Origin of the sequence: Streptomyces sp. NPDC051740 (assembly GCF_044453165.1) — a bacterium.
In the GTDB taxonomy this organism is placed as follows: Bacteria; Actinomycetota; Actinomycetes; order Streptomycetales; family Streptomycetaceae; genus Streptomyces; species Streptomyces atrovirens.
Genome location: NZ_JBITCL010000001.1, coordinates 191,674 through 207,599 on the forward strand (window position 1 = coordinate 191,674; position 15,926 = coordinate 207,599).

Annotated in this window: 16 protein-coding genes; 9 read left to right on the forward strand and 7 right to left on the reverse strand. The window is 70.7% G+C overall.

The window, feature by feature from the left end:
- Positions 1-89: 89 nt before the first annotated feature.
- Together tuf and ACIA6T_RS00930 are read left to right on the forward strand one after the other, a co-directional pair.
- Positions 90-1,283, forward strand: a complete 1,194-nt coding sequence (gene tuf / locus ACIA6T_RS00925; protein ID WP_030839706.1) for an elongation factor Tu — start codon at positions 90-92, stop codon at positions 1,281-1,283.
- 188 nt (positions 1,284-1,471) lie between these two features.
- Entirely contained in the window at positions 1,472-2,380 is a 909-nt protein-coding gene (locus tag ACIA6T_RS00930) for a hypothetical protein (protein ID WP_399444442.1), read from the forward strand.
- A 6-nt stretch (positions 2,381-2,386) separates the two neighbouring features.
- On the opposite strand, the gene ACIA6T_RS00935 is transcribed toward ACIA6T_RS00930, so the two are convergent.
- Positions 2,387-3,241 (reverse strand): hypothetical protein, encoded by an 855-nt coding sequence (locus ACIA6T_RS00935; protein ID WP_399444443.1) that lies wholly within the window; start codon positions 3,239-3,241, stop codon positions 2,387-2,389.
- Positions 3,162-3,575 (reverse strand): FG-GAP repeat protein, encoded by a 414-nt coding sequence (locus ACIA6T_RS00940; RefSeq protein WP_399444444.1) that lies wholly within the window; start codon positions 3,573-3,575, stop codon positions 3,162-3,164. The genes ACIA6T_RS00935 and ACIA6T_RS00940 overlap by 80 nt, the downstream gene beginning before the upstream one ends.
- Positions 3,576-3,704: 129 nt before the next feature.
- Between ACIA6T_RS00940 and ACIA6T_RS00945 the strand changes: the two genes are divergently transcribed.
- The gene (locus ACIA6T_RS00945; RefSeq protein ID WP_399444445.1) at positions 3,705-4,439 is read left to right on the forward strand and encodes a hypothetical protein; all 735 of its coding nucleotides are present in this window, start codon (positions 3,705-3,707) and stop codon (positions 4,437-4,439) included.
- A gap of 381 nt (positions 4,440-4,820) precedes the next feature.
- Here ACIA6T_RS00945 and ACIA6T_RS00950 read toward each other — a convergent pair whose 3' ends face one another.
- Positions 4,821-6,182, reverse strand: coding sequence for a trypsin-like serine protease (locus ACIA6T_RS00950; protein ID WP_399444446.1), 1,362 nt, complete (start codon positions 6,180-6,182; stop codon positions 4,821-4,823).
- Positions 6,183-6,273: 91 nt separating this feature from the next.
- Positions 6,274-7,221, reverse strand: coding sequence for a LysR family transcriptional regulator (locus ACIA6T_RS00955; RefSeq protein WP_399444447.1), 948 nt, complete (start codon positions 7,219-7,221; stop codon positions 6,274-6,276).
- A 268-nt stretch (positions 7,222-7,489) separates the two neighbouring features.
- Here ACIA6T_RS00955 and ACIA6T_RS00960 point away from each other — a divergent pair, with 268 nt between their 5' ends.
- Positions 7,490-8,662: an endo-1,4-beta-xylanase gene (locus ACIA6T_RS00960; protein WP_399444448.1), complete on the forward strand. Its 1,173-nt coding sequence runs from the start codon at positions 7,490-7,492 to the stop codon at positions 8,660-8,662.
- Positions 8,663-8,944: 282 nt separating this feature from the next.
- Here the strand turns inward: ACIA6T_RS00960 and ACIA6T_RS00965 are convergent, their stop codons facing one another.
- A complete protein-coding gene (locus tag ACIA6T_RS00965; RefSeq protein ID WP_399444449.1) occupies positions 8,945-9,766 on the reverse strand; it encodes an SAM-dependent methyltransferase in 822 nt (273 codons plus the stop codon).
- A gap of 554 nt (positions 9,767-10,320) precedes the next feature.
- Between ACIA6T_RS00965 and gdhA the strand changes: the two genes are divergently transcribed.
- Positions 10,321-11,679 carry an NADP-specific glutamate dehydrogenase gene (gene gdhA, locus ACIA6T_RS00970; RefSeq protein WP_399444450.1) on the forward strand — a complete coding sequence of 453 codons (1,359 nt, stop codon included), beginning with the start codon at positions 10,321-10,323 and terminating at the stop codon, positions 11,677-11,679.
- Positions 11,680-11,871: 192 nt separating this feature from the next.
- Here the strand turns inward: gdhA and ACIA6T_RS00975 are convergent, their stop codons facing one another.
- The gene (locus ACIA6T_RS00975; RefSeq protein WP_399444451.1) at positions 11,872-12,732 is read right to left on the reverse strand and encodes a helix-turn-helix transcriptional regulator; all 861 of its coding nucleotides are present in this window, start codon (positions 12,730-12,732) and stop codon (positions 11,872-11,874) included.
- An 86-nt stretch (positions 12,733-12,818) separates the two neighbouring features.
- Between ACIA6T_RS00975 and ACIA6T_RS00980 the strand changes: the two genes are divergently transcribed.
- Positions 12,819-13,586: an SDR family oxidoreductase gene (locus tag ACIA6T_RS00980; RefSeq protein WP_399444452.1), complete on the forward strand. Its 768-nt coding sequence runs from the start codon at positions 12,819-12,821 to the stop codon at positions 13,584-13,586.
- A gap of 56 nt (positions 13,587-13,642) precedes the next feature.
- Entirely contained in the window at positions 13,643-13,852 is a 210-nt protein-coding gene (locus ACIA6T_RS00985) for a 4-oxalocrotonate tautomerase family protein (protein WP_399444453.1), read from the forward strand.
- Between the two features lie 75 nt (positions 13,853-13,927).
- On the opposite strand, the gene ACIA6T_RS00990 is transcribed toward ACIA6T_RS00985, so the two are convergent.
- A complete protein-coding gene (locus tag ACIA6T_RS00990; protein ID WP_399444454.1) occupies positions 13,928-14,695 on the reverse strand; it encodes a YqjF family protein in 768 nt (255 codons plus the stop codon).
- Positions 14,696-14,834: 139 nt separating this feature from the next.
- Between ACIA6T_RS00990 and ACIA6T_RS00995 the strand changes: the two genes are divergently transcribed.
- Both ACIA6T_RS00995 and ACIA6T_RS01000 read left to right on the forward strand, forming a co-directional pair.
- Positions 14,835-15,167, forward strand: coding sequence for a cupin domain-containing protein (locus tag ACIA6T_RS00995; RefSeq protein ID WP_399444455.1), 333 nt, complete (start codon positions 14,835-14,837; stop codon positions 15,165-15,167).
- A gap of 93 nt (positions 15,168-15,260) precedes the next feature.
- Complete coding sequence (locus ACIA6T_RS01000; RefSeq protein ID WP_399444456.1) at positions 15,261-15,908, forward strand: hypothetical protein; 648 nt, start codon at positions 15,261-15,263, stop codon at positions 15,906-15,908.
- The last annotated feature ends 18 nt before the right edge of the window (positions 15,909-15,926 follow it).

Below are 15,926 nucleotides of genomic sequence, written 5' to 3' on the forward strand. Positions count from 1 at the left end.
GGCGGAATGCCCCGGGTCCGGGTTTCCCAGCAAAGATCACCTGGCGCCGATGAGTAAGGCGTACCAGAACCACTCTCAGGAGGACCCCCGTGGCGAAGGCGAAGTTCGAGCGGACTAAGCCGCACGTCAACATCGGCACCATCGGTCACATCGACCACGGTAAGACGACCCTCACGGCCGCCATTACCAAGGTGCTGCACGACGCGTACCCGGACCTGAACGAGGCCTCGGCCTTCGACCAGATCGACAAGGCTCCCGAGGAGCGCCAGCGCGGTATCACCATCTCCATCGCGCACGTCGAGTACCAGACCGAGACGCGTCACTACGCCCACGTCGACTGCCCCGGTCACGCGGACTACATCAAGAACATGATCACGGGTGCGGCGCAGATGGACGGCGCCATCCTCGTGGTCGCCGCCACCGACGGCCCGATGCCGCAGACCAAGGAGCACGTGCTCCTGGCCCGCCAGGTCGGCGTTCCGTACATCGTCGTCGCCCTGAACAAGGCCGACATGGTGGACGACGAGGAGATCCTGGAGCTCGTCGAGCTCGAGGTCCGTGAGCTGCTCTCCGAGTACGAGTTCCCGGGCGACGACCTGCCGGTCGTCAAGGTCTCCGCGCTCAAGGCCCTCGAGGGCGACAAGGAGTGGGGCAACTCCGTCCTCGAGCTGATGAAGGCCGTGGACGAGAACATCCCGCAGCCCGAGCGTGACGTCGACAAGCCGTTCCTGATGCCGATCGAGGACGTCTTCACGATCACCGGTCGTGGCACCGTCGTCACCGGTCGTATCGAGCGTGGTGTCCTCAAGGTCAACGAGACCGTCGACATCGTGGGCATCAAGCAGGAGAAGACCACCACCACGGTCACCGGCATCGAGATGTTCCGCAAGCTGCTCGACGAGGGTCAGGCCGGTGAGAACGTCGGTCTGCTGCTCCGCGGCATCAAGCGCGAGGACGTCGAGCGCGGCCAGGTCATCATCAAGCCCGGTTCGGTCACCCCGCACACCGAGTTCGAGGCCCAGGCCTACATCCTGTCGAAGGACGAGGGTGGCCGTCACACCCCCTTCTTCAACAACTACCGCCCGCAGTTCTACTTCCGTACGACGGACGTGACCGGCGTCGTGACCCTCCCCGAGGGCACCGAGATGGTCATGCCGGGTGACAACACCGAGATGAAGGTGGAGCTCATCCAGCCCGTCGCCATGGAGGAGGGCCTGAAGTTCGCCATCCGTGAGGGTGGCCGGACCGTGGGCGCCGGCCAGGTCACCAAGATCAACAAGTGAGCTTGCTGATCTGACCTGGTAGCTCCTACCGCGAGCACCTGAGAGGGCCCGTACGACTTCGGTCGTACGGGCCCTTCCGCCTGTGCGGCGCTTATGGGCGTCAACGCGGCGCCGGTCGGGTCGCTCGGTCGCGTGAACAGTGCCGCATATGTACGTGGCGTATGCCATCGCGCCCGTAGGTTCGCCGCATGGTCAGCTCATCCCATGAGGCCCTGCACCGGATCTTCCAGGAAGACCCAGGCCTCTTCGTCCGCGCCGCCAGAAACCTTGGCGCCACCTTCCCTCCGCCCGTCTCCACGGTCGAGCTCTCCACCGACCTGACGGAGACTCGGCCGTTGGAGCGCCGGGTGGACACGTTGCTGCAGATGAACACCGAAGACGGCAGTTTCCTCCTCGCGGTCGAGTCGCAGAGCGAGCCGGACCCGCGCAAGCTCGCGAGCTGGGCGTACTACCTCTCGTACGCGTACGCCAAGTACCGCATCCCGCCGGTACTCCTGGTCGTCTGCGCGGACCGGGGGACGGCCACGTGGGCAGCCCGGCAGTTCGACATCGGTCCCCGGCAGTGGCCCTCGCTCACCCTGCGCCCTCTCGTACTGGGGCCCGACGACGTGCCGGTGATCGCCAGCCCCGACGAGGCTGCCCGCGACATTCCGCTCACGGTCCTGTCCGCGGCGCTGCACCGCCGAGATCCGGACGCCGATGCCATACTGAATGCGCTGGCGAAGGCACTGAAAGGCCTGTCTGCCGACGACGAGAGCACCGCAGCCACCTACATCGAACTCATGGAACAAGGCCTCGGCAAGACGCCGGCCGCGGACATCTGGAGGCACCTCATGGCCGTCGACCTCTCTTTCTTCCAGTCGCAGACCGCCCAGCAGTTGCGGGCCGAGGGGGAAACAAAGGGCCGGGCGGAGGGCCGGGTGGAGGGCCGGGCGGAGGCCGTTCTGGTTCTGCTGGGCCACCGTGGTGTCGAGCTCAGCGAGGAGGACCGGGAGCGGATCGTCGGCTGCGGTGATCCCGAGATCCTGGACCTGTGGCTCAAGAGGGCCCTCACCGCGCCGTCGACGGCCGAAGTCTTCGACGGCGCGGCCGGCTGACCCGGCTCAGTGGGGCAGCGCCATCCCGAACGCGTCGCCGTCGCTGCCCGCCGAGAAGCCCAGATCGGCCTCGGCCAGGGCCTTGGCCGACTCCAGGGTGCCGGGCCCGACCTTGAGGACCGTGACCGTGCCGGCCGCGTTGCCCGGGGCACCGACCAGCGGTTCCACCCGGCCGTTGCCGTCGGTGTCCAGGGCGCCGACGGTCCAGCCGAAGTGGTCGCCCTCGCCGGCCGTGCCGGGCACCCCGGCCGTCTCCTGATCGATCCACAGGGCACCCTTGGTCGTGATGCCTCCGGTCGGATTGCCGAAGAGGACCAACGAGGCCCCGGCGCCCTTCACCGAGCCGATCGCCTCACTGCGCATACCGACCACCAGGTCGTCCACACCGTCGCCGTCGAAGTCGCCGGCGGCGAGGGACGAGGAGAAGAAGTCCTCCGACTCGGGCGCACCGGAGACACCCGGTGAGTCCTGGTCGAACAGCTTCACACGGCTGTTGGCCGACAGTCCCTGCGAGCCGCCGTACAGCACCGCCAGCCGGCCGGCGGCGCCCTCGGTGCCGATCTCCTCGTCCGAGACACCGAAGGCGACGTCCGCGTACTCGTCGTCGTCGAAGTGGCCCACGGCCAGGGCGCTCCCCGCGAACTCGCCGATGCCCGTGACGTTCCCGGCGTCGACATAGCCGCCGGAGGCGGGGGCGTCCTCGATGGGGCCGTACAGGATGTGCAGGGAGCCGCGGTCCGAGCTGCCGGGGACCTGCTCGCCGATCGTGGCGACGACGAGATCACCGGCGCCGTCGCCGTCGATGTCGCCCACCGCCATCTGCTCGCCGAAGCGGTCCTCGGCCTCCGGAGCACCGGGCACGTTCGCCGTGGACTGGTCGAGCTGGACGGTGTCCGCGGCGTTGAGGCCGCTGGGGGGTGCCGAACATCAGCCTGATGGTTCCGGAGTTCGGCTTGTCGCCGGCCATGTCGAGGGGGTGTCCGACGGCCAGGTCGCAGTAGCCGTTGCCGTTGACGTCCCCGGCGGCCAGCGAGTACGTGAAGATCTCGTCCCAGCCGACGGAGCCCGGGTAGCCGGTGGTGTCCTCGGAGAAGGTCTCGGTGGTCGCCTCGTAGATCCCGCCCGAACCGCCGTAGTGCACGCTCAGCATGCCGGTGCCCTGCGTGTCGCCGGTGGCAGGCGGTGTGTCGCGCAATGCCTGCGCACCCGACGGTTGCGAGGAATTCCTGGGCGAAGTGGGAGCGGCGATGGTGGGACCAGTTACTCCAGGGACGCGGGCGAAGATACCAGGGCAGTCCATGTACGTATGGAATGACCATGAGGCATGGACGAATTTTCTGGCGACGATGGGATATCGGTGAGTGTCATGGGCGACCCGCTCGACTGGCGTTTCGACGAGGTGCTGACAGCTCGGATCCAGAGGATGAACAGGGCGCAGCGCCATCAGGCAGCGTTTCTCGCGCTGCGTCGGTTTCAGGCGCCTTTGCTGGAGATCGAGATGCCGGAGGGCTGGGGAATCGAGCCCGCTGTGATCGAATCACTGGTCCATACCGGCGCCGAACGGTTGAATGGCGAGTCGGACGATGCGCTTCAACAGGGCATTGCTCAACTGATGCGGGCGCCGCTGTTCGAGTCCGAAATCGACCCGGAACTCGCAGAAAGCTTCCAGTTGGAGGCCATTGGTGGCTGGATCCTGTTGGGCCAAGCTCTGGGTGAGTTGAGTGAGGTCCAGACCGACAGGATCATCATCCTTGCCCGGGAACAGGCTGATTACCTCGATCAGTGCATGGAGGACACGCTTATGGTGATCGAAGGTGAACATCGCCGAGGGCGCTATCTGGAGAGCGTCGACGATCGTTTCCGCTCCTACGGCCTAGGGTATTTCGCCACTAGGAATCTCGAAGTCGAGAGTCGATGTCATGAAGTCATCCTGGCTGCTTCTGGTGGCCCTGAAGCGTTCGCCGATCAGGCAGGGCGTGAACTGCTGAATGTGTGTGACACCTACAGCGCCGAGGTGTTGTCGGCCCTGCGCTCATTCCCGCGGGAGCAGCTTTCGTGACACCGGCTGACGGGTGACGGAGAGCAGATATCGAGCGGCACCCGCAGGGCGGTTCTCGTCCAGGCGGGGGCGCGTGCCCGCAGGGCGCGAGGCCTTGCGGGGGCATGGGAAGGCGTCGTTGGCGAAGCACACGTCCCGCCGTCCGACTGTTCCGACCGGCCATCGGGCCATTCACCCTCCCCGACCACGAACAGTTGGTGGTGGGAACAGACGATCCGATCGGCACCCGGGCACCGGCACGGCGCATGGCCGAGCCGGACGAGGCGGGCTTCCCCCGGTCGGCCGTGACGTCACCCTCCTGTGAGGGCAACCGGCCCCGGCGGCGCCGTCACAGCGTGCCCGGGGCCGGTTCCATCCCCCGTCGACGTGGTCAGTGAGGGCTCACGCGCGCTGCCACAGCGCCGGGACGTTCGGCGGCTCCCAGCCGGTCTGGGCCTGGTGGCCCTGGAGACAGCGGTAGGTGGCGCCGCCGTACGTCACCGTGTCGCCCGGCCGGTAGACGGTGCCCGCGGCCCAGGTGCCTCCCGGCTCCTCCTCCCCGGGCGGCTCCTCGTCGTCGCCGGTGGTCCTCAGGGTGAGGCCGTAGTTCTGGAGCAGCGGGTTGATCGGCTGGAAGAACGTCGTACCGCCGCTGCCGCAGTTGCCCGAACCGCCCGAGGTGACCCCCTGCGCCTGGCTGCCGGAGATGTACGAGCCGCCCGAGTCACCGGGCTCCGCGCACACCGAGGTGCGGGTGACGCCGGTGATGGTGCCCTCGGGGTAGGTCACGCTGGTGTTGAGCTGCTGGATGGTGCCGCAGTGCCAGCCGGTGGTGGAGCCCGAGCGGCACACGGATGAGCCGACCGGGGCCTGGGTGGAACCGGTGACCTGGACGTTCTGGCCGCCCGCGCCCTTCACGTAGGGAGTCGCCGTCCACGGGGAGTCGGTGGCCACCCACGCCATGTCCCGGCCCGGGAAGACCGAGCCCTGGAAGGTGCCCTGGGCCACCCGGTTGTGGCCGCTCGTGTTGTCACCGGTCCGCCCGCAGTGACCGGCGGTGGCGTAGCCCTGCTGGGTGCCCCTGGTGACGGGGAAGCCGATCGAGCAGCGGCCGCTGTTGTTGATGTAGTACGCCTCGCCGCCCCGCAGGTCGTACAGCGCGCGGGGCCGGTCGGCCGACTTCTCGATCCGGGTGAGGGAGCGGTCGGTGCCGGCCGCCGACAGGAGGGCGCGGGCGGCGGAGGGGCGTACCGCCTGGACGACCACCGTGTTCGTGCGGACGTCCACGTACCGGACGGGGGCGTCGGTGGTGTCGTTGCGCTCGGCCGCCCGGTCCAGGCGGGACTTGGCCGCGTCCAGGTCGGTCAGGGAGTGGTGTACGACGGTGGCCTTCGCGCCCTGTGCCTCGATGGCCGGGATGTCGCGGGCGTCGGTCGTCGCCACGGTCAGGGTGCCGGATTCGGCGCCGTGCACCCAGGCGCCCGCGAAGTCGGCGCCGAGCGCCGCGCGCAGGCGGCCCGCCGTCGCTCCGGCCTCCGCCTCGTTGGCCAGGCGCCGTTCGGCCTGCGCCCGGTCCAGGCCGAGGTCGCGTTCCATGGCCTCGAGGAGGGCGGGCGGGGCGGCGTCCGTGCGCAGCGCCTGTGCCGCCGGGGTGGTCGGCTCCGCGCTCGCGGAGCCGCTGAGCCCGGCCACGAGCAGGGCGGCCGTCGCCGTGACGGCGGCCGCCACGGATCCGGTGCGGCGGGGGAGGTGTCGGTGGGGCATGGGGCATCTCCTCGGTTCGGTGGGGAGGTGCCGAAACCGTAGGGAGGGCCGATCGGCGGGCGTAAGAACCCGGCCTGCCCCCTCCCCGGTGTTATGGAACGGGCTGGGCGGCGAGCCACTCCGTATAGCTGTCGCTGCGCGCCGCCACGCCCGCGTGGGCCAGCCGGGCCTGTTCGAGGACGGTGGCGGCGGTCTCCGCCCGCTGTGTCACGGTGTGCCGGCCCAGCAGGTGCCGCCAGGTCAGTGGAGTGCCCGTGAGCGGCCGGGTGGTGATCCCGGGCGTGGTCGGGAAGGTCGCCCGGCACAGCCCGACCGCCCGGCCGACCTGCACCAGATGGACCAGGGACGAGGTGTCCGTCTCGTACATCCGGCGCGGGGTGAAGCCGGCGCGGGCGCAGGCCGCCGTGAAGCAGTCCCCGAAGCAGCCGTCGCCGGGGACACAGGCCCACTCCTCGCCGGCCAGCTCGGTCAGGTCCACCTCGCCGGGGTGGGCGAGCGGATGGCCCTCCGGCACCATGACGAACACCGGGTCGACCGCGACCTCCCGCCAGACCAGGCCCTCCGCGCCGGGCGGTTCGGCCGAGCCGCAGGTTCCGGCGAGGGCGTAGTCCAGCCGGCCTTCGACGAGCAGTGCGGCCAGCTCCCGCTCGGACCAGGACGCGCAGGTGGTGAGGCGGGCGTCCGGCACCGCGTCCGCCAGCCGGTCCACCAGGGCGCCCAGCAGCGGACCGTGGGTGCCGCCCAGCCGGAAGCAGGCGGTCGCGCGCGAGGTGCGGGCGAACCGCGCCGCCTCCTGCTGCAGTTCGGTCACCGCGGGCAGCACGATCCGGCTGCGTTCCAGTACGAGTTCGCCCAGCGCGGTGGCCCGCACTCCGTGCCGTCCGCGTTCGAACAGCTCACCGCCCAGGGCGCGTTCGATCCGCTTGAGCTGTGCGCTCAGCGCGGGCTGCGCGAGTCCGAGGGCCGTCGCCGCCCTGGTCAGGCTGCCGGCGTCGGCAATCGCCCGGATCGTCTTCAGATGCCGCAACTCCAGCTCCATGAGGGGAGCTTGCGACCTGACGGGTGCGGGAGCAAGGGGTTGGTACGGACCTGCTGTCCGGCCGGCCGTCGGCGCGGGCGCGACCTGCGCACAGGTGCGGGCGCGACCTGCGCACAGGTGCGGGCGCGACCTGCGCACAGGTGCGGGCATCGATACGCGCACGGGTATTGACGCGCGGCTCGGCCAGACCTTAGCGTCCGCCCATCCCTAATGTTTCGGATACAGATTCGAAACTTTCGAGAATGACGATGGGAATGAGACTCCCCGCATGAGATCCATTCGTTTCGCCACCGTGGCCCTCGCCACCGTCGCCCTGGCCCTGCCGCTCGCGACGGGCTCGGCCGCCGCCGGCCCGTCGGCCGGCGAGAAGGCCGCACTGCACTTCAACGCCAAGTCCGAACGGCTGCGCTCGGTCGCTCCCGAGGGCTTCGTCGTGGGCACCGCCGTGGCAGGCGGCGGCCACCACCTGGAACAGGACTACCCGGACCCCTTCACGTACGACAAGGAGTACCGGAAGGTCCTGGGGCACCAGTTCAGCTCGGTCTCCCCCGAGAACCAGATGAAGTGGGACTACATCCACCCCGAGCGGGACCGCTACGACTTCGTACAGGCCGACGCCATCGTCGAGTTCGCCAAGCGCAACAAGCAGGTCGTACGCGGCCACACCCTGCTGTGGCACAGCCAGAACCCGGCGTGGCTGGAGGAGGGCGACTTCTCGAAGGAGGAGCTGCGCACCATCCTGCGCGAGCACGTCACCACCGTCGTCGGACGCTACGCCGGCAGGATCCAGCAGTGGGACGTCGCCAACGAGATCTTCGACGACCAGGGCAACCTGCGCACCCAGGACAACATCTGGATCCGCGAGCTGGGCCCGGGCGTCGTCGCGGACGTCTTCCGGTGGGTCCACGAGATCGACCCTAAGGCGAAGCTGTTCTTCAACGACTACAACGTCGAGAGCGTCAACGCGAAGAGCGACGCCTACTACACCCTCATCCAGGACCTGCTCGAACAGGGCGTCCCCGTCCACGGCTTCTCCGTCCAGGGCCACCTGAGCACGCGGTACGGCTTCCCGGGCGACCTGGAGGACAACCTGAGCCGGTTCGACGCGCTCGGCCTGGAGACGGCCGTCACCGAGCTGGACGTCCGCATGGACGTCCCCGAGGGCGGTGTGCCCACCAAGGCGCAGGAGCGGCAGCAGGCCGACTACTACCAGCGGACGCTCGAGGCGTGCCTGGCCGTCGACGGCTGCAACTCGTTCACCATCTGGGGCTTCACCGACAAGTACTCGTGGGTGCCGGTGTTCTTCGAGGGCGAGGGCTTCGCGAACGTCATGACCGACGACTACAAGCGCAAGCCCGCCTTCTACGCCCTGCGGGACACGCTGAAGGAGGCGGCCCGGGAGGAGGACTGCGAGAAGGACCGCGGGCACCGGAAGGGCTGAGAACGCCCGGCGGGGCCGCCCCGGTCGGGATGCCACTCGGCGGGGCCGCCCCGGTCGGGATGCCACTCGGCGGGGCCGCCCCGATTGGGATGCCGTTGGCGAATCCCGTCACCGTTCGGTGATTGGAGCGTTTCTCCCGGTCCGACGCCGCTTACGCGGTGTTCCGCTGGGAGAGACGCTCCCCTCATGGTGCCGGGACGGGTGCCTGGCGGCCGTCCGACGGATGCGCCGACGGCATCCGGCCGGGGGCGGCCCCGCCGTCCCGATCCGCGAGGGGAGGGCTCACACCTTGCGGGCCACCGCCACGTACGCCCCGCTGTGGACGCCCTCCTGCCCGGGAACCGGCTCACCGAGCTCCGGGTGCCACTCCTCGGCCGCCACGATGCCGGGGTCGACGATCTCCAGTCCCTCGAAGAAGCGGGCGAACCGCTCCCGGTTGCGCATGTCCATGGTGAGCCCGCCCGCCCGGTACAGGTCGGTCACCTTCCGGGACGCCTCCTCCGGGTGGAAGTCGGGCGTGAGGTGGGACATGACCAGGTGACTGCCCGGCGCCAGCGCGTCCTTGAGCCGCTCCACCAGCTCGTACGCCCCGTCCTCGTCGCCGATGAAGTGCAGCAGAGCGATCAGGGAGAGCGCGACCGGCCGCTCGAAGTCCAGCGTCCTGCGGGCCCGTTCGACGATCGCGGCGGTGTCGCGCGCGTCGGCCTGCACGTAGTCGACGACCCCCTCGGGGGTGCCCCGCAGCAGCGCCTCGGCGTGGACCAGGACGATCGGGTCGTTGTCGCAGTACACGACCCGTGCGTCGGCGGCGGTCCCCTGGGCCACCTGGTGCAGGTTCGGCTCCGTCGGGATGCCGGTCCCGATGTCGAGGAACTGGCGCACGCCCTGGCCGGCCACCCAGCGGGTGGCACGGTGCATGAACGCCCTGTTCATCCGCGCCATGACCGGAATGGGCGGCGCGAACGCCACGAGCTGCCGACCCAGCTCCTCGTCCACCGGGTAGTTGTCCTTCCCGCCGAGGAACCAGTCGTACATCCGCGCGGGGTGCGGCTTGGCGGTGTCGATCCGTAGGGGAGCGTCCATGCCGGAGCCTTGCTGATCCACGTCGATTCCCCTTGTCCGCCCGGTGGTTGACCTTTCACGGTCGTGATCGCCACCATAGCCGGGCCTTGATCGGCACGGCGCGCGGGTCGATCTCATGGGCCGGTGGGTGGCAAGGGGCCGCTTTGCCGGAAACCGTGAACATTCGGTGATGAAATGCCGCACAGGTGCTCGGATGGGCGGCATGTGGGCAATGGCGGCCGAAGTGCGCACGCCTCGGGGGAACGTGCCACGTCCGGGCACGGACCGGCGTCACCTTCCCGCCTGCCGCACCGAAGCGCGGGACGCCGGCGGTTCCGGCGGGGTGAGGCGTGGGCGAACTCCGTGACGTACGCCCAGGAGCGAAACCCGCCGGGCCTCCGGACTCCGTACGGCATGTCCACATAGCGGACAATCGGGCCCGACCCTTGGTATCGAGTTAACACAGGGGTAACACTGGGAGGGTCGGCCGACCTGTCGTATACGACCGGGGCGGCCGCTGTCCTGCGCGCGGCAACGGCGCCGAGCGCCCATCACCGGTTTCCATACCGGTGTCAGCCGCGCCAGAAAGGGACCCCGTGACCTCACGACCCGACCCCAAGACCTCGCTCGACCTGCTGCGCGCCGAGATCGAGCGCCGCAACCCCGCGGAGCCCGAGTTCCACCAGGCGGCGCGCGAGGTGCTGGAGACCCTCGCACCGGTGCTCGCCGCGCGCCCCGAGTACGCCGAGCCGGGGCTCGTCGCGCGGTTGGTCGAGCCGGAGCGGCAGATCATGTTCCGGGTGCCGTGGCAGGACGACCAGGGCCGGGTCCACGTCAACCGGGGCTTCCGGATCGAATACAACAGCGCCCTCGGCCCCTACAAGGGCGGGCTGCGCTTCCACCCCTCCGTGAACCTCGGGATCATCAAGTTCCTCGGCTTCGAGCAGATCTTCAAGAACGCCCTGACCGGCCTCGGCATCGGCGGCGGCAAGGGCGGCAGCGACTTCGACCCGCAGGGCCGCAGCGACGCCGAGGTCATGCGCTTCTGCCAGTCCTTCATGAGCGAGCTGTACCGGCACATCGGCGAGTACACCGACATCCCGGCCGGTGACATCGGCGTCGGCGCCCGCGAGATCGGCTACCTCTTCGGCCAGTACCGGCGGATCACCAACCGCTGGGAGGGCGGCGTGCTCACCGGCAAGAGCGCCGGCTGGGGCGGCTCGCTGATCCGCCCGGAGGCGACCGGATACGGCAACGTGCTGTTCGCGGAGGCCATGCTGCGCGCCCGCGGCGAGGACCTGGAGGGGCAGACCGCGGTCGTCTCCGGCTCCGGCAACGTCGCGATCTACACCATCCGGAAGCTGGTCGCCCTCGGCGCCAACCCGGTGACCTGCTCCGACTCCAGCGGCTACGTCGTCGACGAGAAGGGCATCGACCTCGACCTGCTGCGCCAGATCAAGGAGGTCGAGCGCGGCCGGGTGAGCGACTACGCGGAGCGCCGGGGCGCCTCCGCGCGGTTCGTGCCCGGCGGGCGGGTCTGGGAGGTCCCGGCGGACGTCGCCCTGCCGTCGGCCACCCAGAACGAACTGAACGCCGTCGACGCCGACACCCTCATCCGCAACGGCGTGAAGGCGGTCTCCGAGGGCGCCAACATGCCGACCACGCCGGAGGCCGTGCAGCTCTTCCAGCGGGCCGGTGTCGCCTTCGGCCCCGGCAAGGCGGCCAACGCGGGCGGGGTCGCGGTCAGCGCGCTGGAGATGACGCAGAACGCGTCGCGCACGTCGTGGAAGGCCGACCAGGTCGAGGACGAGCTGGCCCGCATCATGACCGACATCCACACCACCTGCGCGGAGACCGCCGAGCGCTACGGCGCTCCCGGCGACTACGTGACCGGCGCGAACATCGCCGGCTTCGAACGGGTGGCGGACGCGATGCTCGCGCAGGGCGTCATCTGACACACGGGTGAACGCGCCGCCGGCCCGCAAGGGGCGCGGGCGGCAGGTCGCGGGGGGGGGGGGGGGGGGGGGGGGGGGGGGGGGGGGGGGGGGGGGGGCCCCCCCCCCCCCCCCCCCCCCCCCCCCCCCCCCCCCCCCGCTTTCCCGGACCCCGTGCGCCCGGCCACGGGGCGGGGCGCACGGGGAAGGGCGTCAGCCCGACGGCTCGACGACCTCCTGCGTCCCGACCACCGACAGCAGATCCAGCAGCCCCGCGCTGTCCGTCCCGACGGCCGGGGTGAACCAGAGCAGCCGCTGACGCCCGTCCTCGCTGAACAGGTGCAGACAGTTGACCTCGATCAGACCCAGCGTGGGGTGGACGAGCCGCTTCCGGTCGTCCCGCCGGAAGGCCACGTCGTGGTCGGCCCACAGAGCGGCGAACTCCGGTGAGACGTCGAGCAGCGTCCGTACCATCGCCCCGGCCTCGGGGTCCTTCGCGTCCCTCCGTGCGACGGCGGCCCGCAGATCCGCGACGAAGGAGCGGGAGTGCCTCTCGTGGTCGGCCCCGGGGTACTGGTCCCGGGCCGCGGGCTCGGTGAACCACCGGTGGACGAAGCTGGCCCGGGGGCCCCGGAAACCGGACTGGTCCCCGAGCAGCGCCACCGCGAGCGGATTCTGCACGAGGGTGACGTGCAGGTCGGTGATCACCTGCGCCGGCGTCGAGGCCAGGCGGCCGAGCAGGTCCAGCATGCCGGGGTGGACGTGCGAGGCGGCCCCGCCCTGCACCGGCACCGGGCGGTCCGCCAGGCGGTACAGGTAGTCGCGCTCGTCGGCGCTCAGCCGCAGCGCCCTCGCCAGCGCGGCGATCATCTGCTCGGACGGCTGGGATCCGGCCCCGCGCTCCAGCTCGTTGTAGTAGTCCACCGACGCTCCGGCGAGCTGGGCCACCTCCTCGCGGCGCAGCCCGGGCACCCGGCGTCTGGGCCCGGCCGGCAGACCGACGTCGGCCGGGCGGATGCGTTCCCGCCGTGAACGCAGGAACGTCCCCAGCTCGGCGTACTTCGCGGCGCTCATGGCGCCCATTGTGCGTCGGGCCGGGCCGCCGACCCAGGGGATGACATCCCCTGGATGCGCCGGCCGCCGCCGCGCATGGTGGAGGCATGACCACGAACCAGAACCAGGACACTTCCGCTCCGGCAGCCGTACGCGTCGCCGTCGTCACCGGCGGATCGCGTGGCATCGGCCGGGCGGTCGCGCGCAAGCTCGCCGAGGACGGCCTGGCCGTCGTCGTGAACTACACCCGTGACGAGGCTTCCGCCGAGGAGACGGTGGCGGCGATCACCGGGGTCGGCGGCCGGGCGGTCGCCGTACGGGCGGACGTGGCGGAGGAGAAGGAGGTCGCCGCGCTGTTCGACCGGGCGGAGGAGGAGTTCGGCGGCGTCGACGTGGTCGTGAACTCGGCCGGACGGATGGTCCTGTCGCCCATCGCCGACCTGGACCTGGCGGCACTCGACGCCCTGCACCGCACCAACATCCGGGGCACCTTCGTGGTCGCCCAGCAGGCGGCCCGGCGACTGCGCGCGGGGGGCTCGTTCGTGGCGTTCTCGTCCTCCGTGGTCGGCACGCAGTTCCCGGCGTACGGGGCGTACGCGGCGAGCAAGGGCGCCGTGGAGGCGATGACGCTCATCCTGGCGCGCGAGCTGCGCGGACGGGACGTCACGGTGAACACCGTGGCCCCCGGCCCGACGGCCACGGACATGTTCCTCACGGGCAAGACCCCCGAGCAGGTCGACCGGCTGGCCAAGACGCCGCCGCTGGAGCGACTGGGCACGCCCGACGACATCGCCGCCGTGGTCGCCTTCCTCGGCAGCCCCGCGGGGCGCTGGGTGAACGGCCAGGTCCTGCGCGCCAACGGCGGCATGGTCTGACGACGGCGCGACCGCACGACAACGAACCCACCACCACCCCCTGTCAGGAGACACCCATGCCTTTCGCCCAGTTCAAGGTCCCCGCGGGCACCCTCACCGCCGAGGACAAGAGGAAGCTCGTCGAGCGCACCACCGACCTCTACGCGGAGATCTACGGGGAACGGGCCCGCCCCACCACCGTCGTCCTCGTCGAAGAGGTCCCCGACGGCGGCTGGGGCGTCGCCGGCGACGTCCTCACGGCCGCGATGCTGAACGGCACCGCCTGACCGTCCTCACGGCCGCGATGCTGAACGGCACCGCCTGACCGTCCCCGAGGCCGCGGACCCAGGTCCGTCACGCCGTCACGGCGTGGGGATGCCGGCCGGACGGGCCGGGCGTCCGAAGCGGGCGGGGACGCCCGGTGAGTACAGCACGCTCACCGGCTCCCCGGCCGGCCTCGGCAGCCCGGCCGAGGTGACCAGGTCCTCCTCGCACTCCAGCAGCTCGGCCCGGTGCAGGGGCCAGCGCGGATGCGCGTTGGGCAGGTACATCGACCGCCCGAAGAAGGCTCCGTGCATGCCCCAGCGGGCGGTCAGGAAGTGCTCCAGCTCGGTCGGCTCCGCGATCAGCTCGCCCCTGCGTACGGTGATACGGCCGCCGGCGCCCCGCGGTCCGGGCCAGCGCCGGGAAGCGGTGTACGTCACCGTGCCGCCGTCGAGGTGCTCCACGCGCATCCGGGACCAGAGGTACGGCATCCGGAACCCCAGCCGGCCGACCGCCACCGGGATCAGCCGGGAGGCGTCCAGGGAGAGGAAGACGACCCCGCGCCGCCCGTGCGCGTCCACCGAGTACAGGCGGACGTTGGTCTCCGGGAAGTTCCCGAGATACGGCACACCCGGCAGGCGCAGCCACCCCACCCTGTGCATCCGGAACGCGACGAGACCGACGTACGTGACACCGTCCAGGGTGTCCGGCACGGTGCCCGGCGGCAGCAGCGGGGCCACGTCGGCCGGGTCCACCGCCCAGTGGACGAACGTCAGGTCCAGCCACGACTGGGTGAGCAGCGGACGCGCGATCGCCTCCGGCGGGTCGGGCGTGATGGGCTGCGGGGGCGGCGGTGTCGACTGCACCGCGCCAGTATCGCGGAGGGCACCGGCAGTCGTACGGCAGGACGGGTGGACGTGGCGGACACCACGGACGCCGCGGACATCACGATGTACCCCACATGGCCCTGGCGGCCGGCAAGGCCCCTCGGGAAGGCTCGGTGCCATGCAGAAGCTCTCCCTCGACGCCCTCGCCCGCGAACACCTGGAACGCGCCGCCACCGCCTCCAACGGCCGCAGCGCCACCACCGTCCACGGCGGCCACGAGCACACCCTGCGCCAGACCCTCCTCGCACTGACCGCCGGCACGTCCCTCGCCGACCACGACAGCCCCGGCGAGGCCACCCTGCTGGTCCTGCGCGGACGTGTCCGCCTCACCAGCGGTGACACCGACTGGGAGGGCCGCACCGGCGACCTCATCGTCATCCCTCCCGCCCGCCACGGCCTGGAGGCCCTGGAGGACGCGGCGGTGCTCCTCACGGTCGCCAAGACGGGCTGAGAAGAACCGCCCGGTTGAACGAGGAGGTGTCGCCCAGTGGCACGATGTCGGAACGGATGATCGAGTCATCGACCGAAGGGGGACGCCGGCGTCATGGCCCGTTACATGGAGGCGCTGACCGTCGAGCGGGGCGGTTTCCGGATCAAGGTGCCGGAGTCGTGGTGGGAGTTCGACGTGCGGCCGGAGTCGCGGGACGACTCCATCCACCGGATGGTGAACGACCGCCTGCGCGCACACCCGGAACTGGCCCCGCACCGGGACACGTACATCTCCTTCCTGCGGAAGGCCGCCGCGGACGCCTGGAAGTCCGGCGCGCTGTACTGCGGCTGCATGGCGGAGAGCTTCGGCGGCGACACCCCGATCACCGGCTCGGTGACGGTCTCCCTGGTCGGCGGCCGTACGAGCAAGGGCGACCCGCTGCCCACCGACCCGGCCGCCGTCGCCGCCCAGCTCGCCGTCAAGGAGGCGAAGAAGGAGGGCGACTCCTGGCGCAAGGTCACCACCGTCGACATACCCGGCGTCGGCCCGGCCGCGCGGACGTACGGCATCGAGGACATCCCGGTCCCCGGCGACGAACTCGGCCGGACCGTCCGTGCCGTGCTGACGCAGACCTTCGTTCCCGTGCCCGGCCAGGAGGGCAAGGTCGCCCTGGTCGCCGGCAGCAGCCAGGTCCTGGACCTCGCGGACTCCTTCTTCGACATCTTCGACGCGATCACGTCGACGTTCCGCTTCGTGGACTGAGTACCGCGGAGGGAAAGG